Source organism: Plasticicumulans lactativorans (assembly GCF_004341245.1).
GTDB classification, from domain to species: Bacteria; Pseudomonadota; Gammaproteobacteria; order Competibacterales; family Competibacteraceae; genus Plasticicumulans_A; species Plasticicumulans_A lactativorans.
This window is the reverse complement of the sequence record NZ_SLWY01000002.1, coordinates 196,667-221,461: the sequence shown is the minus strand read 5'-3', so window position 1 is coordinate 221,461 and position 24,795 is coordinate 196,667. Positions and strand designations below refer to the sequence as shown.

Annotated in this window: 21 protein-coding genes; 7 read left to right on the top strand and 14 right to left on the bottom strand. The window is 73.8% G+C overall.

The window, feature by feature from the left end; all coding sequences use genetic code 11:
- Positions 1-103 precede the first annotated feature (103 nt).
- Positions 104-739, bottom strand: a complete 636-nt coding sequence (locus EV699_RS02135; RefSeq protein WP_132538472.1) for an L-threonylcarbamoyladenylate synthase — start codon at positions 737-739, stop codon at positions 104-106.
- A gap of 134 nt (positions 740-873) precedes the next feature.
- Between EV699_RS02135 and EV699_RS02130 the strand changes: the two genes are divergently transcribed.
- From EV699_RS02130 to EV699_RS02115, 4 genes are read left to right on the top strand one after another with little or no spacing between them, the layout of a single operon-like run.
- Entirely contained in the window at positions 874-1,428 is a 555-nt protein-coding gene (locus tag EV699_RS02130) for a septation protein A (protein WP_132538469.1), read from the top strand.
- Positions 1,429-1,433: 5 nt separating this feature from the next.
- Entirely contained in the window at positions 1,434-1,733 is a 300-nt protein-coding gene (locus EV699_RS02125) for a YciI family protein (protein ID WP_132538467.1), read from the top strand.
- Positions 1,730-2,011, top strand: a complete 282-nt coding sequence (locus tag EV699_RS02120; protein WP_132538465.1) for a BolA family protein — start codon at positions 1,730-1,732, stop codon at positions 2,009-2,011. The genes EV699_RS02125 and EV699_RS02120 overlap by 4 nt, the downstream gene beginning before the upstream one ends.
- The gene (locus EV699_RS02115) at positions 2,008-2,898 is read left to right on the top strand and encodes a peptidylprolyl isomerase (protein WP_132538463.1); all 891 of its coding nucleotides are present in this window, start codon (positions 2,008-2,010) and stop codon (positions 2,896-2,898) included. Before EV699_RS02120 ends, EV699_RS02115 begins: the two co-directional genes overlap by 4 nt.
- A gap of 33 nt (positions 2,899-2,931) precedes the next feature.
- Here the strand turns inward: EV699_RS02115 and ligA are convergent, their stop codons facing one another.
- The 7 genes from ligA to EV699_RS02080 form a co-directional block, all read right to left on the bottom strand.
- Entirely contained in the window at positions 2,932-5,331 is a 2,400-nt protein-coding gene (ligA, locus tag EV699_RS02110) for an NAD-dependent DNA ligase LigA (protein WP_132538461.1), read from the bottom strand.
- A gap of 61 nt (positions 5,332-5,392) precedes the next feature.
- Positions 5,393-6,310 (bottom strand): cell division protein ZipA, encoded by a 918-nt coding sequence (locus EV699_RS02105; protein ID WP_132538459.1) that lies wholly within the window; start codon positions 6,308-6,310, stop codon positions 5,393-5,395.
- A 49-nt stretch (positions 6,311-6,359) separates the two neighbouring features.
- Complete coding sequence (smc, locus tag EV699_RS02100; RefSeq protein ID WP_132538457.1) at positions 6,360-9,863, bottom strand: chromosome segregation protein SMC; 3,504 nt, start codon at positions 9,861-9,863, stop codon at positions 6,360-6,362.
- 129 nt (positions 9,864-9,992) lie between these two features.
- Positions 9,993-11,126: a DUF1513 domain-containing protein gene (locus tag EV699_RS02095; RefSeq protein WP_132538455.1), complete on the bottom strand. Its 1,134-nt coding sequence runs from the start codon at positions 11,124-11,126 to the stop codon at positions 9,993-9,995.
- Positions 11,116-12,210 carry an imelysin family protein gene (locus EV699_RS02090; RefSeq protein ID WP_132538453.1) on the bottom strand — a complete coding sequence of 365 codons (1,095 nt, stop codon included), beginning with the start codon at positions 12,208-12,210 and terminating at the stop codon, positions 11,116-11,118. The genes EV699_RS02095 and EV699_RS02090 overlap by 11 nt, the downstream gene beginning before the upstream one ends.
- The gene (locus tag EV699_RS02085; RefSeq protein WP_132538451.1) at positions 12,210-13,589 is read right to left on the bottom strand and encodes a di-heme oxidoreductase family protein; all 1,380 of its coding nucleotides are present in this window, start codon (positions 13,587-13,589) and stop codon (positions 12,210-12,212) included. Before EV699_RS02085 ends, EV699_RS02090 begins: the two co-directional genes overlap by 1 nt.
- 9 nt (positions 13,590-13,598) lie before the next feature.
- Entirely contained in the window at positions 13,599-14,756 is a 1,158-nt protein-coding gene (locus tag EV699_RS02080; protein WP_132538449.1) for an imelysin family protein, read from the bottom strand.
- A 178-nt stretch (positions 14,757-14,934) separates the two neighbouring features.
- Here EV699_RS02080 and cysZ point away from each other — a divergent pair, with 178 nt between their 5' ends.
- Positions 14,935-15,675 (top strand): sulfate transporter CysZ, encoded by a 741-nt coding sequence (gene cysZ, locus EV699_RS02075; RefSeq protein ID WP_132538447.1) that lies wholly within the window; start codon positions 14,935-14,937, stop codon positions 15,673-15,675.
- 48 nt (positions 15,676-15,723) lie between these two features.
- On the opposite strand, the gene EV699_RS02070 is transcribed toward cysZ, so the two are convergent.
- Both EV699_RS02070 and EV699_RS02065 read right to left on the bottom strand, forming a co-directional pair.
- Positions 15,724-17,097 carry an aspartate aminotransferase family protein gene (locus EV699_RS02070; protein WP_132538445.1) on the bottom strand — a complete coding sequence of 458 codons (1,374 nt, stop codon included), beginning with the start codon at positions 17,095-17,097 and terminating at the stop codon, positions 15,724-15,726.
- Between the two features lie 19 nt (positions 17,098-17,116).
- Positions 17,117-18,616 carry an aldehyde dehydrogenase gene (locus EV699_RS02065; RefSeq protein WP_132538443.1) on the bottom strand — a complete coding sequence of 500 codons (1,500 nt, stop codon included), beginning with the start codon at positions 18,614-18,616 and terminating at the stop codon, positions 17,117-17,119.
- Positions 18,617-18,903: 287 nt separating this feature from the next.
- Between EV699_RS02065 and EV699_RS02060 the strand changes: the two genes are divergently transcribed.
- Entirely contained in the window at positions 18,904-19,704 is an 801-nt protein-coding gene (locus EV699_RS02060) for a gamma-glutamyl-gamma-aminobutyrate hydrolase family protein (RefSeq protein ID WP_132538441.1), read from the top strand.
- 135 nt (positions 19,705-19,839) lie between these two features.
- The gene (locus tag EV699_RS02055) at positions 19,840-21,219 is read left to right on the top strand and encodes a glutamine synthetase family protein (protein ID WP_132538439.1); all 1,380 of its coding nucleotides are present in this window, start codon (positions 19,840-19,842) and stop codon (positions 21,217-21,219) included.
- Here the strand turns inward: EV699_RS02055 and EV699_RS02050 are convergent.
- The 4 genes from EV699_RS02050 to EV699_RS02035 all read right to left on the bottom strand — a co-directional run bounded on the left by EV699_RS02050 (position 21,201) and on the right by EV699_RS02035 (position 24,794).
- Entirely contained in the window at positions 21,201-22,538 is a 1,338-nt protein-coding gene (locus EV699_RS02050; protein ID WP_132538437.1) for an ATP-binding protein, read from the bottom strand. The genes EV699_RS02055 and EV699_RS02050 overlap by 19 nt on opposite strands.
- Positions 22,535-23,194, bottom strand: a complete 660-nt coding sequence (locus tag EV699_RS02045) for a response regulator (protein WP_132538435.1) — start codon at positions 23,192-23,194, stop codon at positions 22,535-22,537. Before EV699_RS02045 ends, EV699_RS02050 begins: the two co-directional genes overlap by 4 nt.
- A gap of 183 nt (positions 23,195-23,377) precedes the next feature.
- The gene (locus EV699_RS02040; protein WP_132538433.1) at positions 23,378-23,782 is read right to left on the bottom strand and encodes an EF-hand domain-containing protein; all 405 of its coding nucleotides are present in this window, start codon (positions 23,780-23,782) and stop codon (positions 23,378-23,380) included.
- Positions 23,783-24,023: 241 nt separating this feature from the next.
- Complete coding sequence (locus tag EV699_RS02035; protein ID WP_132538431.1) at positions 24,024-24,794, bottom strand: GntR family transcriptional regulator; 771 nt, start codon at positions 24,792-24,794, stop codon at positions 24,024-24,026.
- Position 24,795 lies beyond the last annotated feature (1 nt).

Here is a 24,795-nt window from a genome sequence, read left to right as displayed (position 1 = left end):
CCGTGGTCCGCCGCCGGCGGGGGGTGAAGGGAATGCGGGGAAAGGGGGCGCGGCGGCCACCGCTGCCGCCCGCGGGGGATCTGGCCGGTGCGGGCGCCGGCGCTCAGTCGCCGCCCGGCAGGAACGCGCTGGCGTCGCCGCGGCCCTGGCGCACCAGCACCGGCACGCCGTCGATCAGGTCGAGCACCGTGGTGGGCTCCACGCCGCAGGGGCCGGCGTCGACGATCAGGTCGAGCAGCTTGCCCAGGCGCGCTTCGATCTCGTCCGGGTCGTTCAGCGGCAGTTCGGCGTCCGGCAGCAGCAGCGTGCTGCTCATCAGCGGCTCGTCGAGCTCGGCGAGCAGCGCCGCCACCACCGGATGATCGGGCACGCGCAGGCCGATGGACTTGCGCTTCGGGTTCTGCAGGCGTCGCGGCACCTCGTGGGTGGCGCGCAGGATGAACGTGAACGGGCCGGGCGTCAGCGCCTTCAGCAGCCGGTACTGGCTGTTGTCGACCTTGGCATAGGTGGCGATCTCCGACAGATCGCGGCAGACCAGCGTGAAATTGTGCTTCTTCTCGTCGACGCGGCGGATGCGCTGGATGCGCTCCTGCGCGCCCTTGTCGCCGACCTGGCAGCCGAGCGCGTAGCAGGAGTCGGTCGGATAGGCGATCACGCCGCCGCCGCGCACCACCTCGACGACGCGGCGCACCACGCGCAACTGCGGGTTCAGCGGATGGATTTCCAGGCGTTCACTCATGTCCGTAGCGGCTCGCACGACGACGGCACGCACCTTGCCACCGGCCGCGCGGCGTGGTCAAACCCCACGCGCCGCCGCCCGCGCCGGATTGCGCTAGACTCGCCGCCTTCTTCCGGGGCCCCGCGTACGCATCGATGAGATTTCTATTCGACCTCCTGCCCGTCGTGCTGTTCTTCGCCGCCTACAAGCTCGCCGACATCTACGTCGCCACCGCCGTCGCGGTGATCGCGAGCGTGGCGCAGGTGGCCTGGATCTGGTGGCGCGAGCGGCGCGTCGAGCGCATGGCGCTGGTGACGATGGCGCTGATCGTGGTGCTCGGCGGGGCGACGCTGGTGTTCCACGACGACATCTTCGTGCTGTGGAAGCCCACCGCGGTGAACTGGGCCTTCGCGCTGGTCTTCGCCGGCAGCGCGGTGATCGGCGACAAGCCGCTGATCCAGCGCATGCTCGACGAGCAGATGGAACTTCCCGCGGCGGTCTGGCGTCGTCTCAACGCCGCCTGGACGATGTTCTTCGCCGCGCTCGGCGCGCTCAACCTGTACGTCGCCTTCCATTTCGACCGCGACACCTGGGTGAACTTCAAGCTGTTCGGCATGCTCGGCCTCACCCTCGCCTTCGCGCTCGCGCAGGCACTGTACCTCTCCCGCCACCTCAAACCCGCCGACACCGAACCCCACGCCAAGGAGTGAACGCCATGCTCTACGCCATCCTCGGTCGCGACCGCCCCGGCAGCCTCGAGGCGCGCCTGGCGGCGCGCCCGGCCCACCTGGAGCGCCTGCAGGCGCTGCTCGCCGAAGGCCGGCTGATCCTCGCCGGCCCGCTGCCGGCCATCGATTCGCCCGACCCCGGCGACGCCGGCTTCCAGGGCAGCCTGCTGGTGGTGGAGTTCGAATCGCTCGACGCCGCGCGCACCTGGGCCGATGCCGACCCCTACGTCGCCGCCGGGGTCTACGCCGCGGTCGAGGTGTTCCCGTTCAAGCGGGTGCTGCCGTGAACGAGCGCGTCGCCCGCATCGAGGCGCGCCTGCGCGCCGCGCTCGCGCCCGACGAGCTCGACATCGTCGACGACAGCGCCGCCCACGCCGGTCACGCCGGTGCGCGCTCGGGCGGTGGCCACTTCAACGTCTACATCGTCGCCGCGGCCTTCGCCGGCCGCTCCCCGATCCAGCGTCACCGGCTGGTGCACCAGGCCCTCGCCGACCTGATGTCCAGCGACATCCACGCCTTGAGCATCAAGGCCCTGACCCCCGAAGAACGTTCGAGTCATCCATGAACCTCGCGAAATCCCGGCAACATCCCCTGTCCCTCGCCGTGCTCGGTCTGTGCTCGGCGCTCGCGTTCGGCGGCGTCGCCACCGCGCAGGACGCCAAGCCCGCCGCAGCGACCCCGGCTCCCGCCGCCGCCGCGGCTGCGCCGGCACCGCTGCCCGACCCGGTCGCCGTGGTCAACGGCAAGGCGCTGAGCAAGGCGAGCTTCCAGTACTACGCCGGCCAGCGCGCGCGCCAGCTCGCCTCGATGGGCGTCGACGCCGACAGCGCCGAGGCGCGCAAGGAGCTGGTCGACGAACTGGTGATGCAGGAGCTGCTGGTGCAGGAGGCCGATCGCGCCAAGCTCGACGACGACGCCGAGGTGCAGACCCAGCTCGACCAGTTGCGCCGCAACGTCCTCGCCACCGCCGCGGTGCGCAAGTACCTGAAGGAGCACGAGCCGACCGAAGCGCAGCTGAAGGCCGAGTACGACAAGGCCACGGCGGCGATGAAGTCCAAGGAGTACAAGGCGCGCCACATCCTGGTCGACAGCGAGGACAAGGCGAAGAACCTGATCGCCGAACTGAAGAAGGGCGCGAAGTTCGAGGACCTCGCCAAGGCCAACTCGACCGACGCCTCCAAGGAGCAGGGCGGCGACCTCGGCTGGTTCACCGCCGACACCATGGTCGAGCCCTTCGCCAAGGCGGTGGTCGCGCTCGACAAGGGCAAGCTCACCGAGACGCCGGTGAAGACCGAGTTCGGCTGGCACGTGATCCAGCTCGACGACGTCCGCGACGCCACGCCGCCGTCCTTCGACGAGCTCAAGCCGCAGCTCACGCAGATGCTGCAGGGCAAGCTGCTGAACGACTACCTCGACAAGCTCAAGGCCGGCGCCACGATCGAGCTCAAGTGAGCTCCCGGGGCGGGCGCCCTGCCCGCCCCCGCTTCAGCCGCGGTCGCACTCCCAGCCGGCGAGGCGCTCCAGGAAGGTCGCCTCGTCGAGCACCTCGACCCCCAGCGCCTGCGCCCTGGCGAGCTTCGAGCCGGCCTCGGCGCCGGCGACGACGAAGCTCGTCCTCTTCGACACCGAACCGGCCACCTTCGCGCCCAGCGCTTCGAGCCGCGCCTGCGCGAGCTCGCGGGTCATCGTCGCGAGCGTGCCGGTGAGCACCGCGGTCTGCCCGGCGAGCGGCGCCGCCGTGGCGGCCGTGGCCGGCAGCGCGGCGAGCAGTTCGGCGCGCAGGGCATCGAGCGCCGCGAGCCGCTCGCGCTGCCCCGGCTCGGCGGCGAAGGCGCGCAGCGCCGCGACCAGCTCCTCGGGCAGGCCCGCCGCTGCGCAGGCCGCGTCGGCCTCGGGCGTGGCGAGCTGCGCGAGGCTTCGCAGGTGCGGTGCGAGCTGGCGCGCGCGCGTCTCGGTGAGCCGCGGCACGCCGAGGCCGGCGAGCAGCGCGTCGAGGCCGAGCGCGGCGGCCAGCATCGGCGCCGGCGGGTGCTCGTCCTCGACCGTGACGCCGCGCGCGAGCAGTGCGTCGATCACCGCCTGGTTGCCGGGCTGGGCGAAGAACTCGGCGATCGACGCCGCGACCGCGTCGCCGACGTCGGGCAGGCCGCGCAGCAGCGCCGCCGGCGCGCGGCGCACCCGCGCCAGGCTGCCGAGCCCGTCGGCGAGCGTCTTCGCCGTGCTCTCGCCGACGTGGCGGATGCCGAGCGCGAACAGCAGCCGCGCGAGCCGCGCGCGGCGGCTGGCGTCGATCGCGTCGATCAGCTTTTCGGCCCAGCGCGTGGCGATCCTGCCCTGTTTGACCGTCTCGGGGACCTTGCCGGTGCGCTGCTCGGCGCGCCGCTTCATCTCCAGCAGGTCGTCGACGCTCAGCCGGTAGAGGTCGGCGACGGTCCGCACCGGGCCCTCGAACCCGTCGCCATCGGCGCCGGGTTCGGCGTACAGGCCCTCGACGTACTTCTCGCCGAGCCCCTCGATGTCCATCGCGCGGCGGCTGGCGAAGTGCCTGACCGCCTCGACCAGCTGCGCCCGGCAGGCGAGGCCGCCGCTGCAGCGGGCGATGGCCTCGTCGGCCGGGCGCTCGATGTGCGAGCCGCACACCGGGCAGTGCGTCGGCGGGTTCCACGGCGCGGCAGCGGCCGGTCGGCGCTCGGCGAGCACGCCGACCACCTCGGGGATGACGTCGCCGGCGCGGCGCACGATCACGGTGTCGCCGACGCGCACGTCCTTGCGCGCGACCTCGTCGAAGTTGTGCAGCGTGGCGTTGGTCACCGTCACGCCGCCGACGAACACCGGCGCGAGCCGCGCCACCGGGGTGATCGCGCCGGTGCGCCCGACCTGCACGTCGATCGCCTCGACCGTGGTCAGCTCCTCCTGCGCCGGGAACTTGTGCGCCACCGCCCAGCGCGGCGCACGCGACACGAAGCCGAGCACGCGCTGCCAGTCGATGCGGTCGACCTTGTAGACCACGCCGTCGATGTCGTACGGCAGCGCCGCGCGCCGCGCACCGATCCCGGCGTAGTACGCGAGGCAGCCCTGCGGGCCGTCGACGCGCCGCCGCTCCGGGCACGCCGGCAGACCCCAGCCGGCGAGCCGGTCGATGATCGCCGCGTGGCTGTCGGGCAGCGCGCCGTCGACCACCTCGCCGAGGCCGTAGGCGTAGAACGACAGGCGCCGCGCCGCGGTGATCGCCGGGTCGAGCTGGCGCAGGCTGCCGGCGGCGGCGTTGCGCGGGTTGACGAAGGGCTTGTCGCCGGCCGCCGCCTGGCGCGCGTTGAGCGCATCGAAGTCGGCGCGGCGCATGAACACCTCGCCGCGCACCTCCAGCACCGGCGGCCAGTCGTGCCCGCGCAGGCGCAGCGCGATGCCGCCGACGGTGCGCAGGTTGGCGGTGATGTCCTCGCCCAGCGTGCCGTCGCCACGGGTCGCCCCGCGCACGAACACCCCGTGCTCGTAGCGCAGGCTCACCGCCAGCCCGTCGAGCTTGGGCTCGGCGGCGTAGCCGATGCGCTCGACCGCGATCCCCGCCGCGGCCAGGCGCTCGCGCGCGCGGCGGTCGAAATCGAGCACGTCATCGTCGCTGAAGGCGTTGTCGAGCGACAGCATCGGCAGCGCGTGCGCGACGCTGGCGAAGCCCGCCGCCGGCGCCCCGCCGACGCGCTGCGTCGGCGAATCCGCCGTGACCCACTGCGGGTGCGCCGCCTCGAGCGCGCGCAGCTCGGCCATCAGCCGGTCGTACTCGGCGTCCGACACCTCGGGGTCGTCGAGCACGTAGTAGCGGTACTCGTGGTGGCGCAGCGCCTCGCGCAGCGCCTGCACGCGGTCGAGATCGGTCGGGTCGGGCATCGGCGTCGGTGACGGCTGGATTCGGAGGGGCGCCGCGGCGGGTGCGCGGCCGGGCGTGGCCTCAGGAGAACTCGGGCAGGCGCGACTTGCGCTGGTACTCGACGACCTGCGCGCGCAGGCGGCCGATCGCCTCCGGCCCGAGGCGGTTGCGGCGCTCGTCGCAGAGCGTGCCGCCGAGGCGCGCGGCGAGGCGCCGGGCGTGACTCAGCATCATCTCGAGCGCGGCCAACGGCGCCAGCGCGCCGGGCAGGCGCATGAACAGCAAAAGCCCCGGCGTCTGCAGCGCCTGGATCCGGTCCGGCGGGAAGGCGCCGGGCTCGACCACGTTGGCGATGCTGAACACCGGCTTGCCCTTGACCTCGCCGCTCGGGTAGCCGTCGAACACGCCCTGGGTGCTGAACTTGAGCCCCAGTTCGTGCGCCGCCATCAGGATCTCCATGCCGGTGAAGCGTGCGCCGGGGTCGGCCATCACCGTCAGGATCACGTGCATCGGCTCGGCCGGGCGCGGGCGCGACTCCTCGGCGGTGGCCCCGGCGTTCGCCGCCGGGCGCAGGCGCAGCGGCGGGATCGGCGTCTGCTGCGGCGCCGGTGCGGGCTCGGCGCGCGCCGCGGCCACCTCGGCCGGCGGCACGCTGTCGCTCGCCGGGCGCAGCGGCAGCGCGTCGGCGCCACTCGGCGGGGACGGCTCGGGCTCGCGGCGGATCGGCCGGATCTCGACGTCGACCAGGCGCTGGTGCGCGAACGGGTCGCGCGCGGCCACGCCGGCGAGGTCGCCGAGCGGCTGCGCGTCGGCATCGGCGGCGAGGCCCTCGGCGGTCGGCTCGGCGAGCGCGGCGGCGCGGCGGCGGCGGCGCTCCGCCAGGCCGTCGCGGATGCGCGCGCGGATGCCCCACAGCCACACCAGCGCGAACACCACGCCGCCGAGCGCGAGCACCACCAGGCGCATCTGCTCGGGGGTAAGCTGATTCCACCAGTTCATAACCTTGCTCCCGGGACCGGCGACGCCAGGCGCCACCGCCGCCCCTCGTTCAGACTGCCGCGAGACGCACCGCCTCGTCGACGTCCACCGCCACGATCCGGGACACGCCCGGCTCGTGCATGGTAACGCCGGCCAGGTGATCGGCGACCTCCATCGTGGCCTTGTTGTGGGTGATGAAGATGAATTGGACGCGCTCGGCCATCTCGCGCAGCAACTGGCCGAAGCGCCCGACGTTCGCCTCGTCGAGCGGGGCGTCGACCTCGTCGAGCATGCAGAACGGTGCCGGGTTCAGATGGAAGATCGCGAACACCAGCGCCACCGCGGTCAGCGCCTTCTCGCCGCCCGACAGCAGGTGGATGTTGCCGACGCGCTTGCCCGGCGGCTGCGCCATGATCGCCACGCCGGCGTCGAGCACGTCCTCGCCGGTCAGCTCCAGGTAGGCGCGGCCGCCGCCGAACAGGCGCGGGAACAGCGTCTCCAGGCCGGCGTTGACGCGCTCGAAGGTCTCGCGCAAGCGCGCGCGCGTCTCGCGGTCGATCTTGCGGATCGCCGCCTCCAGCGTGCCCAGCGCCTCGACCAGGTCGGCGTGCTGGGCGTCGAGGTAGCGCTTGCGCTCGCCGACCTCGGCGAACTCCTCGATCGCCGTCAGGTTGACGTTGCCGAGGCGCTGCAGGCGCGCGGCGAGCTCGTCGAGGCGCGCCTGCCACGCCGCCTCGGTGGCGTTCGCCGGCACCTCGGGCAGGATCGCCGCGGGGTCGGCGTCGAGGGCGGCGAGCTGCTCGGCGAGCGCCTGCCGGCGCACCTGCGCCTCGTGGCCGGCGAGGCGCTCGGCTTCGAGCCGCTCGCGCGCGACGCCATGGCGCAGCTCGCAGCCGCCGCGGGCGTGTTCGAACTCGCGCAGGCGCGCGGCGGCGGTTTCGGCGGCCTCGCGCGCCGCGGTGAGCGCGGCCTCGGATTCCAGGCGCTGCGCCAGCCCGGCGTCGAGCTGGGCGGCGAGCTCGGCGAGCGGCGGCTCGGCCGCGGCGAGTTCGGCATCGAGCTGCGCGCAACGTGCCGCGAGGGCGTCGTGCTGCGCGGCGAGCCGCGCCAGCGCCTGCTCGACCGAGGCCAGCGCGGTGCGCCGCGAGCCGAGCTCCACCGCGAGGCGCAGCGCCGCCTCGCGCGTCTCGCGCGCCGCGCCGCGCGCCGTCTCCTGCGCGGCGCGCAGGCGCTCGCGCTCGGCCTGCCGCGCCGTGCGCTCGGCCTCGCCGCCCTGCATCGCCTCCAGCGCCGCTTCGAGGGTGAGCCGCGCCTCGGCGAGCACCTCGCGCTCCTCGGCGGCGTGCGCGCGCAGCTCGTCGAGCTCGTGCTCGATCGCCGCGTGCCGCGCCGCGTTCTGCTCGTTGCGCGCGCGCAGCGTCCCGGCCTGCGCCTGCGCCTGCGCCTGCGCGCGGTGGCCGAGGTTGACCGCCTCCTGCGCCTCGCGGCGCGCCGCCTCGTGCCCGCCGAGCGCCTCCTGCACGGCGTCGAGGTGCACCGCGAGCGCGGCCAGCGCCGCCTGGTCGGCGCCGAGCGCGTCGCGCAGCGCGTGGATCTCGCGCTCGCGGGCGAGCACGCCGGCGTGGGCGTCGCCGCCGCGCTGCGCGCGCAGCCAGCCGCGGCCGAGCCAGGCGCCGTCGGGCGTGACCAGCGACTCGCCGGGGCCGAGGGCGGTGCGCGCGGCGAGCGCGGCGGCGAGATCGGGCGCGGTGCCCACCGCGCCGAACAGGTGCTGCAGCGGCCACGGCGCGCGCACCCGTGCCGCCAGTGCATCCGCCGGCGCCGGCGGCGCCGCCACGGTGGTGGTTTCGAACAGGCACAGGCTGCCGCGCGCGAGCTCGGCGAGCCGCGCCGCCGGGCCGTCGAGCGCCTCGACGCAGACCGCCTCGAGCGCGCCGCCGAGCACGCATTCGACGGCCGCCTCCCAGCCCGGCTCGACCTCCAGGGCCTGCGCCAAGCGCCCCGCCGTGCCCAGGCCGAGCGCGGCGAGCCACGCCGCCAGCGCCTCGTCGCGCCCGCCGAGAGCGGCTTCCTGCAGGGTTTCGAGCGAGGCGAGGCGCCCGCGGCCGGCCGCGACGCGCGCGCGCAGGGTGTCGCGTTCGGCTCCGGCCGCGCGCAGCGCCTCGCGGCCGCCGGCGAGCGCGGCCTCGGCGTCGGCGAGCCGCCGCTGCGCCGCGGCGAGTTCATCCCCCGCCCGCTGCGCCTCGGCGTCGGCCTCGGCCAGCGCCTGCGCCAGGCCGGCGGCGGCGAGCGCGCCGCGTTCGAGCCTGAGCCGCTCGCCGCGCCGCTCGTGGTCGAGCAGGCGCCGCTCGCAGGCCTCGATGCGCGCGCGCTCGACCTCGGCGCGGCGCTGTGCCGCCGCCGCCTCGTGGGCGAAGGCGTCCCAGGCGGCCTGCCAGGCGTGCAGCTCGCGCTCGACCGTGGCGAGCTGCGCCTGCGCGGCCTCGCCGGCCGCGGCGAGCGCCTCGGCGCGGGGCTCGTCCTCGGCGAGCGCGGCGGCGAGCTGGTCGCGCCGGGCGAAGTCGTCGGCGCGGTTGCCGGCGAGCGCGTCGAGCGCGGCGCGGCTGCGCGTCAGCTCCTCGCGGTTGCGGGTGCGCAGCCCGCGTGCGGCTTCCAGCGCCTGCTCGACCCGCGCGAGTTCGGTGGCGAGCGCGAAGGCGCGCGCCTGCGCCTGCTCCACCGCGGCGGAACACGCGGCGTGGTGCTCGCGCCCCTCCGCCAGCGCGGCCTCGACGCCGCGCTGCTCGGCGAGGATCGCCGCGAGCTGCGTCTCGCCGGCGGCGATCGCGCGCTCGCGCGCGGCGAGCTCGACGTCGTGCGCCCGCCAGCGCAGCGCGAGCAGCTCGGCCCGCACCCGCCGCTCCTCGGCGCGCAGCTCGCGGTACTGCTCGGCCTGGCGTGCCTGGCGCTGCAGCGTGACCAGGCGCTTGTCGAGTTCCTCGCGCACGTCGGCGAGGCGCTCGAGGTTGTCGCGGGTGTGGCGGATGCGCGTCTCGGTCTCGCGGCGGCGCTCCTTGTAGCGCGAGATGCCGGCGGCCTCCTCGAAGAAGCCGCGCAGGTCCTCGGCGCGCGCCTCGATCACCCGCGAGATCATGCCCTGCTCGATGATCGCGTAGCTGCGCGGGCCGAGGCCGGTGCCGAGGAAGAGGTCGGTGATGTCGCGGCGCCGGCAGCGGGCGCCGTTCAGGAAGTAGCCGCTCTGGCCGTCGCGGTTCACCTGCCGGCGCACCGCGATCTCGCTGAAGCCGGCCCAGGCACCGCCGAGGCGCCCGAGGCTGTTGTCGAACACCAGTTCGACCATCGCCTGCCCGACCGGCTTGCGCGACGCCGAGCCGCTGAAGATCACGTCGGCCATCGCGTCGCCGCGCAGGCGGCTCGCCGCGGATTCGCCCATCACCCAGCGCACCGCGTCGATCACGTTGGACTTGCCGCAGCCGTTCGGCCCCAGCACGCCGACGAGGTTGCTCGGGAAGTGCACCGTGGTGGGGTCGACGAAGCTCTTGAACCCGGCAAGCTTGATCTTGCTCAGGCGCATGGGCGGGCGGTGGATCGGCGGTTCATGGGGGGCGGAGAATAACCCATCGCGCCGCGCACGGGTCCCCCGTGCTGCACCGCGATAAACGCCGCACCCTCCCCGTCGCCGCGTGCCGGCCGATCCGCGCCCCTAGCCGGCGTGCGGCAGCGCGTACAGGTGGTTGTCCCAGCGCGGGCCGCCGGACAGGGCCTCGGGGGCGTGCGGGGCCGCCGGGTCGATCGCCACCAACTCGCCGAGTTCGCTGCTGACGAGGAAGCGTGCGCCGCCGTCGGCGACCGGCACGCAGGCGACACCGGCGGGCTTGGCGACCTCCACCGCGGCGCGCAGGCGCCCGTCGCCGGCGTAGAGCAGCACGCGGTCGCCGCGCGTGCAGGTCAGCGCCAGCGTGCCGTCGGCAGCGGCGGCGAGGCTCGCGCAGTAGGCGGCCGCGGCGTCGAGCACCGCCGGCGGCGCGGCGCACGCGGCGAGCGTGCCGTGGCGATCCAGCCGCGCGAGCACCGGCACCGCGGCGCCGGCGCTCTGGTGCTGCAGGCCGACCCACAGCGTGCCGTCGCCGCCGAGGGCGAGGTGGCGCAGGCTCTGCTCGCGGTCGTCGAGGCGCCAGCGGCCGAGCACGCGGCCGTCGCGCGCATTGAGCCGCACCAGGCTGGAGTCGGTGGCGCCGGGGTTGAGCACGCGCCGGCCGGTCGCCGGGTCGAGGCGCAGGCCGCCGTTGGCGACGAACAGCGTGCCGTCGGCGAGCGCGAGCAGCTCGTGCGGTTCGACGCCGCCTGCATCCCACTCGGCGAGCGCGGCGAGCGTCTGCGGGTCGCGCACGACGATGCGCCCGCGGCCGCTGTCGACGTCGGTCTCGCCGCTGAAGAGCCGGCGGCCGTCGGGCGCGTAGACGACGTGGCCGCCGCCGTGATGGCCGTCGTCGGTGTCGACGAAGCCGAGCACGCGCTCGCCGGCGAGGTCGATGCGCGCGAGCCGGGTGCCGGGGCGGCGCGCGGCGATCACCACGCGCTCGGGGTAGGCCGGGTGCCAGGCGAGGCCGTGGCCGCGGAACGGCAGCTCCACCCCGAACACGCGGCCGTCGGCGCGCAGCCCGCCGCAGCGGTGGCGCCCGTCGAGCGTGCTCCACGCCGCGAGCACGCCGGCGCCGGCCAGCGCGGCCTCCTGCGCCTGCGCCAGCGGCCAGGCGTGCGCCAGCACGCCGGCGGCGAGGCCGCGCAGCAGCGCGCGGCGCGTCAGGCCGCAGGGCGGCAGCGCGTCAGTCGCCATCGTTTTCGTTGAAGTCCATGGTCACGCCGACGGTCGTGGCGACCTCGGTCTCGAGCAGCCCGCGCAGCGCCAGCAGCGCGTTGAAGGCGGCCTCGATCGCCGCGCGCCGCTCGACCACCGCCGCTGCCAGCGGCTCGGGCAGTGCCGCGACCGCCGCCTGCGCCGCCTGCCCCGCCGCGTCGAGGCGCGCGGCGAGCGCGGCGTGGCCGCCGTCGCGCAGCACCGCGACGAGGCCGGCGTCGCCGCCGGGGCCGTTCAGCACCGCGCGCACCGCATCGAGGTGCGCGAGCAGGCCGGCGCGGGTGGCGCCGCTGCGCGCGGCCTCGAAGCGCTCGGGGGACGGGTCGCCGTGCGCGCCGAGCCCGGCCGGCCGCGCCAGGCGGCGGCCGGCGCTGGCTTCGAGCCCGGCGACCAGGCGGTTGACCAGTTCGCCGAGCGCGGCGCGCTCGGTCAGGTAGGGGTGGCGGGGGTCGGCGCCGAAGTGCCCGGCCTCGGCGATCTCGCGGGCGAAGCGGCCGCGCTGCGGATCCCAGCGCACCCACAGCGCGGCGGCCTCGTGCGCGAGCTCGCGCGCCGCGCCGAGCAGGTAGGCGCAGCGCGCGCCGGCGAGGCCGGCGAGCAGCTCGGCCTCGCCGCGCGCGGGGTCCCACAGCAGGTATTCGAGCGCGGCGAGGCCCTTGCCCTGGGCACCGACGTCCTTGAAGGCGAGCGTCGCCGGCCCCCTGGCGAGGCCCTCGTCGACCAGCCGCGGGCGCACCGGCCAGGCATCGAGCGCGCGCCCCACGCGCAGGTCGAGCGCCGGCCCGAACTGCACCGCGTCGAGCCCGCGCCAGCGCACGTAGGCGTCGCGCCAGGCGGTGCGCGTCGCGGCGAGCTTCGCCGCGTCGGGCCTGCCGGTGCACAGCGCCTGCGCGCGCGCGGCGAGTGCCGCGCCGTCGGCGGCGAAGCCGCGGTAGGCCGGGACGAGCTGGTCGTCGGCGAAGGCGCCGAGCAGCGCGTGCAGGTCGACGGCGCGGGCCGCGGGCGCGGCCAGCACGAGCAGGACGAGCGCCGCCAGGCGGCGGGCGGAGCAGGCACGCGACATCACAGGGCCCTCAGGAAGGCGATCAGGTCCGCGCGCGCCTGCGCGTCGAGCGCCAGCACGCGCCGCTGCGCGGCCTCGGCCTCGCCGCCGTGCCACAGCACGGCTTCCATCAGGTCGCGCGCGCGGCCGTCGTGCAGGTAGTTGGAATGCCCGTTCACCGCCGGGAACAGGCCGATGCCCCACAGCGGCGGGGTCTTCCATTCGCTGCCGCTGGCGGCGAAGTCGGGGCGCCCGTCGGCGAGCCCCGGCCCCATGTCGTGCAGCAGGAAGTCGCTGTACGGCCGGATGGTCTGCCCGGACAACTCCGGGAAGCCCTTCAGCTCGCCGGTGCGGAACTCGGGCGTGTGGCAGGCGGCGCAGCCGAGCGCGTGGAACTGCGCGCGGCCGCGCTGCACCGCCGGTTCATCCCAGTGGCGGAACGCCGGCGGCGCGAGCTGCATCGTGTAGAACACCACCTTGCGCAGATCGGCGGCGTCGATCTCCGGCGTGCCACCGTTGGAGGCGGTGCGGCAGTCGGCCTGCGCACGGGTGCACGGGTGTGTCGGGAAGATCGGGCTGGTGATGCCCATGTCACCGTTGAAGGCGCCGGCCACCTGGTGCGCGACCCCGGCCGAGTTGGCCTTCCAGTCGAAGCGCCCGAGCCCGGTGCGCCGGGTCACCGCGTTCCACACGGGGTTGGGGCGCCCGGAAATGCCGTCGCCGTCGCGATCGTCGGGGTCGGCGTGCGCCAGGATCGCGGCCTCGGGAATCGCCTCGATCAGCCCCATGCCGATCAGTTGCGGGGCGACGCGCGGCGACAGCAGCGTGCCGGGGGCGAGCGGCCCGTAGCCGAGATCGTAGAGTTCGTAGTGCGGCTCGCGCAGCGCGTACGGGGTGCCGTCGGCGAACTGCCCGGGGCGCTCGGTGTAGCGGATGCGCACCCGCCCCTCGGGCCTGACGCCGGGGATGGCGTCGGTGTCGAGCTGGTCGCCGTAGGTCGGCTCGGGGACGACGCCGGCCTGCGGGCTGCCGCGGCCCGGCAGCGACAGGCGGATCAGCAGCGCCATCGGCGCCTCGTCGGGCGCGGCCGGCGGCGCGCCGCGGCCATCGAGGGTGTGGCAGCCCGAGCACGAGCGCGCGATGAAGTGCGGCCCCAGGCCGTCGCGCGCGGTGGTCGAGGCCGGCGCGGCGACCCAGTTCTTCTTGAAGAACGAGTTGCCGATGACGAAGTCGGTGAGGCGCTCCGCCGGCAGGTTGCGCGAGGCGAGCGAGAAGGCGTCGCGCCCGTCCTCGAACACCGTGGTGTCGCCGCCGGACAGCGCCTCGGGCGGCACCGGGGGCGTGTCGGCGGCGCTGGCGGCGGCGCCCGCGAGCGCGAGCAGCGCGATGAGCTTGCGCATGCCGGGCCCTCAGCCGCTGACGTTGAGGCTGGGGATGCCGAGCGCCCTGGCCGCCTGCACCAGGGTCGCGGTCTGCACCTTCAGCGCCTTGACCGTCGCCGCCACGCGCTTGCGCCCGGCGGGGTTGACGATCTCGCGGTCGAACGGCGCGTGGATCGCCGCGGCGTCGACCACCGCGGCGTCGATCTCGCGGCCGAGGCGCTCGGCGAGCGGCGCGTCGACCGTGGCGAGCAGTGCCTGCACGCCGGGGCCTTCGAGCACGCTGCCGTCGGCGCGGGTGTAGCGCCCGCTGTAGACGTTACGGATGCCGCTCGCGTTGGCGACGATGTCGCGGTGGGTGTTGTCGCTGAAGCACGAGTGCTCGTCCTCCTGGTCGCGGTTGTCGAGCGCGACCTCCATGCGCTCGCCGGCGAGCTCGGCGCGCGACAGCGAACCCAGGCCGATCAGGATCTTCTTCAGCGAGGCCCGCGGCGGCTCGGCGACGAAGCGCGCGCGGTAGTTGTCGGCGACGCCCGGCGTCCAGGCGCGGGTGACGCTGTCGAGGTCCGCCACCAGCAGGTCGGCGACGGTCGCCAGGTAGAGCCGGCGACGCTCGGGGTTGGGCGCTCCGCCGCCGTCGACGTAGTCGGTGTAGGGGCGGTTGCCGGGGCCGTCCTTGCTGAAATCCTGCCCCCACAGCAGGAACTCGATCGCGTGCCAGCCGGTCGCGACGTTCTCCTCGCCGCCCTTCTCGTTGAGCCTGGCGAGGTTGTCGGCGCTGATGGTGACGCGCGGGTCGTTGATGATGCCGGCCTTCGGCTTGCCCTTGACGTAGTCGATGTAGGACTCGTCGAGCGGCCAGGCGTTGATGCGCCCCTCGGGGCCGTCCTCGGCGTCGATCGGGCCGGCGTAGAAGCGGAAGGCCTCGGTCTGCCCGTAGGCCTCGCGCGCGGCGAGCCAGGCACGCCGCGCGGCGACGAGCCCCTCGGCGCTCGGCGCGGCAACGAAGCGCTGCACCGCGGCCTGCACGGCCCTGGCGCCGGCGAGGGCATCGCTGTAGTTCGCGTACACGAGTTCCGCGTAGTGCGACACCACGGCCGCCTCGGTGACCGGCGGCGTGGCGGCATGGGTGTTCAGCGCGGCACCGGCGAGGGCGAGCGCGAGCAGGGCGGGACGCAGGGCGAACATGAAACCTCCGACGAGAGCGCTCTGGCACATGCGAGCGATACGAGGCCGCAAACAGTAATGATTCTTATCCGTCCGTACAAGCACCCGTCGCCCGCGCACGGCTGCGGTAGAGTGCGCGGTTCCACGCGCGGCGCCGCCCGGTGCCGCGCTCAACGGCAAGTTCCAGGAGGTATCGAAGATGGTGGGTCCTTTCGTGCGCGGCGCGGGCTACGCCCTGCGCGGGCTCACGCTCGTCGCGCATCCGCGGCTGCGGGGTTTCGTGCTGATCCCGCTCGCGATCAACCTGCTGCTGTTCGGCGGCGGGCTGTGGTGGGGCAGCTCGGCACTGGCGGACTGGATCGACCGCCAGATCGCCGCGCTGCCGGACTGGCTGCACTGGCTGCACTGGCTGATCGTGCCGGTGCTGGTGGTGGCCGCCGCGCTGGTGCTGTTCTACGGCTTCTCGGTGCTGGCGAACCTGCTCGGGGCGCCGTTCAACAGCCTGCTCGCCGAGCGCGTCGAGGATCTGCTGCACCCGGGGCGGGTGCGGCCGGCGGGGCGCTCGCTGCTCGGCGAGGCCAGTGCGGCGATCGGCGGGGCGGTGCGCGCGCTGGTGTACTTCGTCGCCTGCGCGCTGCCGCTGCTGGTGCTGCTGTTCATCCCCGGGCTCAACGCGGCGTTCCCGTTCGTCTGGCTCGCCTTCAGCGCCTGGATGCTCGCGCTGCAGTACCTCGATTACCCGATGGGCAACCACGGCCTCGGCTTCGCCGAGCAGCGCCGCCGCCACGCCGGCAACCGGCGCCTGGTGTTCGGCTTCGGTGCCGGCGTGCTGCTGCTGACGCTGGTGCCGGGGCTCAACTTCCTGGCGATGCCGGCCGGGGTGATCGGCGCGACGCTGCTGTGGGCGGAGAACCCGCAGCCGCCGTCGGCCGGGCGCTGAAACGCGAACCCGCGCCGAGGCGCGGGTCGCGGGTCGCGGTGCGCGCGATCAGTGCACGCCGAGGTCACGCGCGGTGAGGTCGAGGCAGCGGCGTGCCTTGTCGACGAGCTCGTCGATCTCGGCGCGCGTGATCACCAGCGGCGGTGCCACGATCATGCTCTGCGCCACCGCGCGCATCACCAGCCCGTTGCGGAAGCAGTGCTCGCGGCAGGTCATCGCCGCGTTCGCCTCCGCCGGGAAGCGTTCGCGCGTGGCCTTGTTCCTGACCAGCTCGATCGCCCCCATCAGCCCGCGCGTGCGTACCTCGCCCACCAGCGGGTGTTCGGCGAGTTCGCTCATGCGCTCGGCGAAGTACGGCGCGGCGGTGTCGCGCACGTGCTCGACGATCTTCTCCTCGCGCAGGATGCGCAGGTTCTCCGCCGCCACCGCGCAGGCCACCGGATGGCCCGAATAGGTGAAGCCGTGGAAGAACTCGTCGTCGTCGCGCTTCAGCACCCCGGCGACGCGATCACCGACCAGCACGCCGCCGAGCGGGATGTAGCCCGAGGTCAGCCCCTTGGCGATCGGCATCAGGTCGGGCTTGACGCCGTAGTGGTCGGCGCCGAACCAGCTGCCGAGCCGGCCGAAGCCGCAGATCACCTCGTCGGTGATCAGCAGGATGCCGTACTTGTCGCAGATGCGCTGGATCTCGGGCCAGTAGGTCTCGGGCGGGACGATCACCCCGCCGGCCCCCTGCACCGGCTCGCCGATGAAGGCCGCGACCTTGTCGGGGCCGAGTTCGAGGATCTTCGCCTCCAGCTCGCGCGCGCGCGCCAGGCCGAAGGCCGCCGGATCCTGGTCGGCGCCCTCGCCGTACCAGTACGGCTGGCCGATGTGCACGATGTTCGGGATCGGCCCGAAGAACTGCTCGTGCACCACGCCGAAGCCGCCGAGGCTCGCACCGCCGAGCGTCGAGCCGTGGTAGCCGTTCTTGCGCGAGATGACGATGCGCCGCTCGGGCTGGCCGAGCACGCTCCAGTAGCGCCACACCATGCGCAGCACGGTGTCGTTCGACTCCGAGCCCGAGCCGGTGAAGAACACGTGGTTGATGTGCGGCTGGGTGATCTCGGTGAGCTGGCGCGCCAGCTCGATCGCCGGCGGGTGCGAGCACTGGAAGAACTGGTTGTAGAACGGCAGCTCGCGCATCTGCCGCGCCGCGGCCTGCACCAGCTCCTCGCGGCCGTAGCCGATGTTCACGCACCACAGCCCCGACATGCCGTCGAGGATGCGGTTGCCGTCGACGTCGTAGATGTAGACGCCGTCGGCACGGTTGATGATGCGCGAGCCCTTGTCGACGATCTCCTTGAAGGTCGTGAACGGGTGCAGGTTGTGCTGCGCGTCGAGCGCCTGCCATTCCTGGCGGGTGCGGGCGGGAATGCTCATGGTCGTTCTCCCTGCCGGATCAGCCGAGGCGGATCCAGGTGGTCTTGATCTCGGTGTATTTGTCGAAGGCGTGCAGGGATTTGTCGCGTCCCACGCCGCTCATCTTGTAGCCGCCGAAGGGGGTGGTGATGTCGTCGGCGTCGAAGCAGTTGACGTAGACGATGCCGGCACGCAGGCCGCGGGCGACGCGGTGGGCCTTGTCGATGTCGCGCGTCCACACCGCGGAGCCCAGGCCGAAGGGGCTGTCGTTGGCGACGCGCAGCGCCTCCTCGACGCCGTCCACGGTGATCACCGACAGCACCGGGCCGAAGATTTCCTCCTGCGCGATGCGCATGCGGTTGTCGACGCCGGTGAACATCGTCGGCTCGACGAAGTAGCCACCGCTCGCGGCATGCACGCGCCGGCCGCCGAAGGCAAGTTCGGCGCCCTCCTCCCGGCCGATGCGGATGTAGTCGAGCACGCGCGCCATGTGCTTCTCCTCGACCAGCGCACCGAGCTGGGTCGCCGGGTCGAGCGGGTCGCCGACGCGGATGCCGGCGGCGACCTCGGCGATCTTCGCCAGCACGCGGTCACGGATCGGCGCCTCGACCAGCAGCCGCGAACCCGCGGTGCACATCTCGCCCTGGTTGAAGTAGATGCCCCAGGCCGCGGCGGTGGCGGCGGCATCCACGTCGGGGCAGTCGGCGAGGATGATGTGCGGCGTCTTGCCGCCGCACTCCAGCCCGATGTGCTTGAGGTTCGACTGCCCGGCGTACTGCATGAACAGCTTGCCGACCTCGGTCGAGCCGGTGAAGGCGAGGCAGTCGACGTCCATGTGCAGCCCCAGCGCCTTGCCCGCGGCGGGGCCGAAGCCGGGCACCACGTTGAGCACGCCGGGCGGCAGCCCGGCCTCGAGCGCGAGCTCGCCAAGGCGGATCGCGGTCAGCGGCGACTGCTCGGCCGGCTTCAGCACCACCGAGTTGCCGGCGGCGAGCGCCGGGGCGAGCTTCCACGAGGCCATCAGCATCGGGAAGTTCCACGGCACCACCGCCGCCACCACGCCCACCGGCTCGCGGGTGATCAGCGCCAGCGCGTTGGCGGCGGTCGGCGCGATCTCGCCGTAGACCTTGTCGATCGCCTCGGCGAACCACGCCACCGAGCGCGCCGTGGCCGGCACGTCGATGCGCGTGCTGTCGGCGATGGGCTTGCCCATGTCGAGCGATTCGAGCAGCGCCAGCTCCTCGGTGTGGGCGAGGATCAGCTCGGCCCAGCGCAACAGCACGCGCTTGCGCGCGGCCGGCGGCTGGCCGGCCCAGCGGCGATCCTCGAAGGCGGCACGGGCGGCGGCCACGGCGCGGTCGACGTCGACCGCGTCGCACTCGGCGACCTGCGCGAGCACCTGGCCGCTGGCCGGGTTGATCGTGGCGAAGGTCCGGCCACTGGCGGCATCGACGAAACGGCCGTCGATCAGCGCCTGGCGGCGGATGTCGAGTCGCGCCGCACGGGCGAGCCACTCGGCGTGTGTATTCGGTAGGGCCATCGTCCATCCTCCTCGCAGCGGCCGGGGCGCGGCGTTTGCCGCGTCGTTCGGTGTGATCACAAATCGTGGCGACGATGTGATCACAAATCGCGTTGCGGTGTCAATCGTCATCGGGAACCGAAAGCGCCAGAGGCGCCGGGCACGATGCCGCTCAATGCGGCACGATGCCAGTAAACCCGGCGTTGCAGCCGAGCCCTTGGCGGCTCCGCAGCGCGGGCCTGCGTCTTGACGAGCACCCACAATAAGTGATCACATTAACCATCCCGATGAGACGAGAAATTGCAGCGATGTCGCTTTCCCGCCCCCTGATCGGCATCCAGGCCGACGTCCTCACCATCGGCGCCGCGAGCTTCCACGGCGCCGGAGAGAAATACATCAATGCCGTCGCGCACGGCGCCGGCGCGACCCCGCTGCTGATCCCGGGGTTCGGCGAGGGCGCCGAGTTGCGCGCGCTCGCCGAGGTGGTGGACATCGACGAACTGCTCGGCCAGCTCGACGGCCTGTTCCTGCCGGGCAGCCCGTCGAACGTCGAGCCCCACCGCTACGGCGGCGCGCCGAGCCGCCCGGGCACGCTGCACGACCCGAGCCGCGACGCCGCGAGCCTCGAACTGATCCGCGCCGCGCTGCGCCTCGGCGTGCCACTGCTGTGCGTGTGCCGCGGCTACCAGGAGCTCAACGTCGCCCTCGGCGGCAGCCTGCACCAGCACGTGCACGAGCAGCCCGGCCTGCTCGACCACCGCGAGGACAAGGCCGCGCCGCGCACCGAACAGTATGCGCCGGTGCATCCGGTACGCCTGAGCCCCGGCGGGCTGCTCGCCGGACTCGCCGGCGGCGCCGCCGAATGGACCGTCAACTCGCTGCACGGGCAGGGCATCGAACGCCTCGCGCCCGGCCTCGCGGTGGAGGCGGTCGCGCCCGACGGCCTCGTCGAGGCCGTGCGCGTGGCAGGCGCGACGGGTTTCGCGGTCGGCGTGCAGTGGCATCCGGAGTGGCGTTTCGAGGCCGATGCGCTGTCGCGGGCGCTGTTCGCGGCCTTCGGCGACGCGGCGCGCGTGCGCCGGGCGCAGCGCAACGCCGTCGCCCGCTGAGCGGCGGCGTTGCCGGCGATTTGACACCCGCCTCCCGGCGTGACCACCATCGAAGCGATGATGTGATCACGTTGAGCCGAAACGCCCGCCGGCCGCGCAGCGGCCGGGCCGGCGGCAGGTGCAGGAGAGACGGACATGCCGAGCCGCGATGCCGCGGCGATGCGCGACGAGGCGCACGCCTTCCTCAGCCGACACCCCGACATCGAGGTGTTCGAACTGCTGATCCCCGACACCAACGGCGTGCCCCGCGGCAAGTGGGTGCCGCGCAACGCGCTCGCCAAGGTCGCCGACGGCGGCATCCGCCTGCCGAGCTCGATGTTCGCGCTCGACATCTGGGGCAATGACGTGCTCGACAGCGGGCTGGTGTTCGAGACCGGGGACCGCGACGCGCTGTGCCTGCCGGTGGCCGGCTCGCTGAAGGAGGTGCCCTGGCTCAAGCGGCGCACCGCGCAGCTGCTGATGTCGATGTACGAGCCCGACGGCCAGCCCTTCTTCGGCGACCCGCGCCACATCCTCGGCCGCATGGTGGACCTCTACCGGGCGATGGGCCTGACCCCGGTCACCGCGATCGAGCTGGAGTTCTACCTGCTCGACCGCGAGCCCGGCGCCGACGGCCGCCCGCAGCCGCCGCTGTCGCCGATGACCGGCCGGCGCCAGTTCACCACGCAGGTCTACGGCATCGACGAACTGCACGAGTTCGAGGACTTCTTCGACGGCATCTCGCGCGCCGCGACGCTGCAGGACCTGCCGGTCGACACCACGGTCGCCGAGCAGGCGCCGAACCAGTACGAGATCAACCTGCGCCACGTCGCCGACCCGGTGGCCGCGGCCGACCACGCGATGCTGCTGAAGCGCGTGATCAAGGGCGTGGCACAGGCGCAGGGCATCAACGCGACCTTCATGGCCAAGCCCTACGGCGACCTCGCCGGCAACGGCATGCACGTGCATTTCAGCCTGATCGACGAGCACGACCACAACGTGTTCGACGACGGCAGCGCGCAGGGCTCGGCGCTGCTGCGCCACGCGGTCGCCGGGCTCGCCGCGACGATGGGCGAGGCGATGCCGCTGTTCGCCCCCAACATCAACTCGTACCGGCGCTTCCAGAGCGGCAGCCATGCCCCCTCCAACCCGTCGTGGGGCTACGACAACCGCAGCACCAGCCTGCGCATCCCCTCCGGCGAGCGCCACGCGATGCGCATCGAGCACCGCCTGTCGGGGGCCGACGCCAACCCCTACCTCGCGCTCGCCGCACTGCTCGCCGGCGCCTACCACGGCATCGTCAACCAGCTCGAGCCCGACGCCCCGACGATCGGCAACGCCCATGAGCAGCATGCGCCGACGCTGCACGACAACCTCGCCGACGCGCTGATCGACTTCGAGGAGTCGGACTTCGTCGCGCAGTACTTCGGCGATGCCTACCGGCGCCTCTACGCCGCCTGCAAGTGGCAGGAGCTGGCGACCTTCGGCACCCAGGTGACGCCGCTGGAGTACGACTCCTACCTGCGCACCGTCTGAGCGTCCACCGCCGCGGGCGGCGGGAAAACCACCTCGACGCGCAGCCCGCCTTCGGGCCGGTTCGCCAGCGCGAGCGTCGCGCCGTGCAGCTCGGCGATGCGGCGCACGATCGACAGCCCCAGCCCGGCACCCGGCGCGGCCTGGCCGGCGGGCCGGTAGAAGCGCTCGCCGAGCCGCGCGAGCACCTCGGGCGGCGCGCCGGGGCCATCGTCCTCGACCGCGAGGCACCGCCCGGCCACCCGCACCGTCACGCTCGTCGCGCCGTAGCGGTGCGCGTTGTCGACCAGGTTGCGCAGCAGCACGCCGAGCAGCGCGGGTTGCGCGCGGCAGACCTCGGCCCCGGCCGCCTCGACCGCCGGCGCTGCGACGAGCGCCGCCTCGGCCAGCGCCGCGTGCACCAGCGCATCGAGCGGCTGGCACACCCCCGCCCCCGCCGCCATGCGATCGAGGCGCGCGAGTTCGAGCAACTGCCCGACCAGGCGCTCGGCGCGGGCGAGTCCGGCGAGGGCGCGCGCCGTGGCGCGCTCGCGCACGTCGGCGCGCGGGCTGCCGCGCAGCAGCTCGATCTGCAGCTTCAGCGCGGCCAGCGGCGTGCGCAGTTCGTGGGCGGCGTCAGCGGTGAAGCGGCGTTCGCGTTCGAGCGTCGCGCTCAGCTGCGCGAACAGGCGGTTCAGCGTGAGCTGCGCCGGTGCGAGCTCGCTCGGCAGATCGTCGAGCCGCAGCGGATCCAGCCGCTCGGGGCTGCGCGTGCGCAGCTCGGCAGCGAGCCGGCGCAGCGGCGCGAGTCCGCGCCACAACCCCCAGCCGGCCAGCGGCAGCAGCACGGCGATCGCAGCGAGCAGCGGCCGGTGCATGACGTCGACGATCTCGGCGGCGACGTAGTTCTGGGTGTCGCGCGGCTGGCCGGCGACGAGCTGCCGGTGCGCGTTCTGCGCGACGCGGATCTCCCACGCCTCGCCGTCGAGGCTGACGTGCTCGGGCGCCGCGCTTCCCGCCGGCTGGAACGGCAGCGGCGGCTGGCGCGTGCTCGCCAGCAGGCGGCCGTCGAGGTCGTACAGCGACAGCGCGACGGCGTCGTGGTGTTCGTCGTCGTCACAGCGGCTGCTGCCGGCCTGCGCGCCATCGAACAGCGGCAGCGCGCGGCAGACGAGCTCGCTGAGCTGGCGGTCGAGCAGTTCGTCGAGCTCGTGGCGCGCCTGCCACGCGCTCGTCGCCACCGCCAGCAGCCACGCGAGCAGCACGCCGGCGCCGACCAGCGCGAGCAGGCGCAGCAGCAGCGAGCCGCGCAGCGCCGCCGGCCAGGCGTGCACGCGCGTCACGGCGCGAGCCGCCAGCCGAGGCCGCGGATGTTCTCGATCGCCGTCGGGCCGAGCTTGCGCCGCAGCCGCGACAGGTAGACCTCGAGGGTGTTGCTCTCGGCCTCCCCGTCCCAGCCGTACAGGCGCTCCTCGAACTGCGCGCGCGACAGCACCTGCGGCTGTGCCGCCAGCAGCAGGTGCAGCACGCGGAATTCCATCGCGGTCAGTTCGAGCGGCGCACCGGCGCGCGTGACCGTGTGCCCGACCGGGTCGAGCTCGAGGTCGCGCCAGCGCAGCACGTTCTCGACCCGCCCCTGCGCGCGGCGCAGCAGCGCGCGGACGCGCGCCAGCAGTTCGTCGAGCACGAAGGGCTTGACCAGGTAGTCGTCGGCGCCGGCATCGAGGCCGCGCACGCGCTCGTCGGGCGCGTCGCGCGCGGTGAGGATCAGCACCGGCAGGCGCTCACCGTTGCGGCGCAGCGTCTGCAGCAGCGTGATGCCGTCGAGGCGCGGCAGGCCGAGGTCGAGCACCAGCAGGTCGAAGTGCTCGCCGCCGGCGAAGGCCGCGCGCGCCGCCTCGCCGTCGCCCAGCCACTCCGCGGTGTAGCCGGCATCGGTGAAACCGTCCTTGAGCCCCTCGCCGAGCAGGGGGTCGTCTTCAACCAGCAGGATCCGCATCGACACGCTTCCTCCCGTGCACCATCGCTGCGATCAGATTCTCGCGATGACGCAGGCTCATCGCCACCGCCGCGCTCACGTGCACGGCACAGCGTCGGCCATCGCGGGGCGGCGCCCGCGCGCAAACGCGGGCGGGCCCGGCACCGTCGACCGGTACCGGGCCCGCGTGCCCTCAGGCGATGCTCAGGACTTCTTCGGGGTGTCGACCGGTGCCTTCAGCGCCGGCAGGGCCGCCGTGAACTCCTCCCGGCTCAGCTTGCCGTCCTTGTTGGTATCGCGCCTGGCGAACTCGGCCCCCTTGAGTTCGACCGCTTCGTCGGCACTCAGCGCGCCGTCGTGGTTACGGTCGAGGCTGTCGAAACTCGCCGCCGTCGCGGGCGCGGTCTCCGGCTTGGCGCTGCCGCTCGCGGCCGCATCGGCCTTGGGGTGCTTCGGCGCTTCGTCCGGCTTGGCCGCCGTCGGGGCGTGCGTCGCAGCGGGCGCGGCGACGTCGGCCTTCGCCGGCGCATCGGCGGCGGACGCCCCCCCGGCGGCCAGCATCAGCGCAGCGGCGAACAGCACGGACAGGTTCAGCGGTTTGGTGTTCATGGCATCGACCTCGACAGTTGCAGGTGGTTTGGCTTGCAGGTCCGATGACCTGGCACCCAGCCCTTATACAGTTGTCGTGCCATTCATAAAAAATACTTTAAAAACAAAATATTGAATAAAAAAACCGGTGCCGCTGGCGAACCACCCCGTCGCTGCAGCCCGACACCGCCGGGCGGCCTGCGCCAAGCGCCTGATCGGTGGGCCTCGCGGACGTCGCCACCCGGCGACGCGACGTGGGCCGTCACGAACCCTGCGGCTCGGCGGCGTTCGCCGCCGCGCTGCGCCGCGCCAGCCGCGGGCGCTCCGTCCCCACGGCCTGCAGGCTGTTGAGCAGCTCCTCCTGGCCGATCGAGCCCATGCCGTCGCGGATGTCCCCCTCGATCGCGAGGCGCACCGCCAGCGCATCCTTGCGTTCGATGGCGGCGAGCGCCTCGGCGTGGCGGTCGAGCACGTAGGAGGCGCCGATGCGCCCCAGCACCATGCGCATGAACGGGCCGAACTGCAGCCACAGGCTCTCGATCAGCGGGATCAGCACCTGCGAATCGCCGGCGCGGTACAGCGTGAGGTGGAATTCCTGGTTCTTCTCCAGGTACGTGGGCACGTCGCCGGCGGCGAGCGCGACATCGACCTCGGCATCGATGCGCCGCAGTTCGGCGAGGCGCTCGGCGTCGATCGCCGGCAGCGCCCTGATCGCGGCGAGGGTCTCGAGCGCGATGCGCGCCGCGCAGAGTTCGTCGAGCTTGGCCGGGGTCATCCGCGGCACCGTCACGCGGCGGTTGGCGAGCAGTTCGAGCGCCCGCTCGGCCACCAGGCGCCGCAGGGCCTCGCGCACCGGCATCAGGCTGACGCCGAGCATTTCGGCCACGCCGCGGATGGTCACGCTGTGTCCGGGCACGAAGTGGCCGGTCATGATCGCGTGGCGCAACTGCTTGTACACCCACTCCTGAAGCGTATCGTCCTGCGCGCGCTCGGCGGTGGGCAGGTCGGGTGGGGGCAGCTTGATGGCGGACATG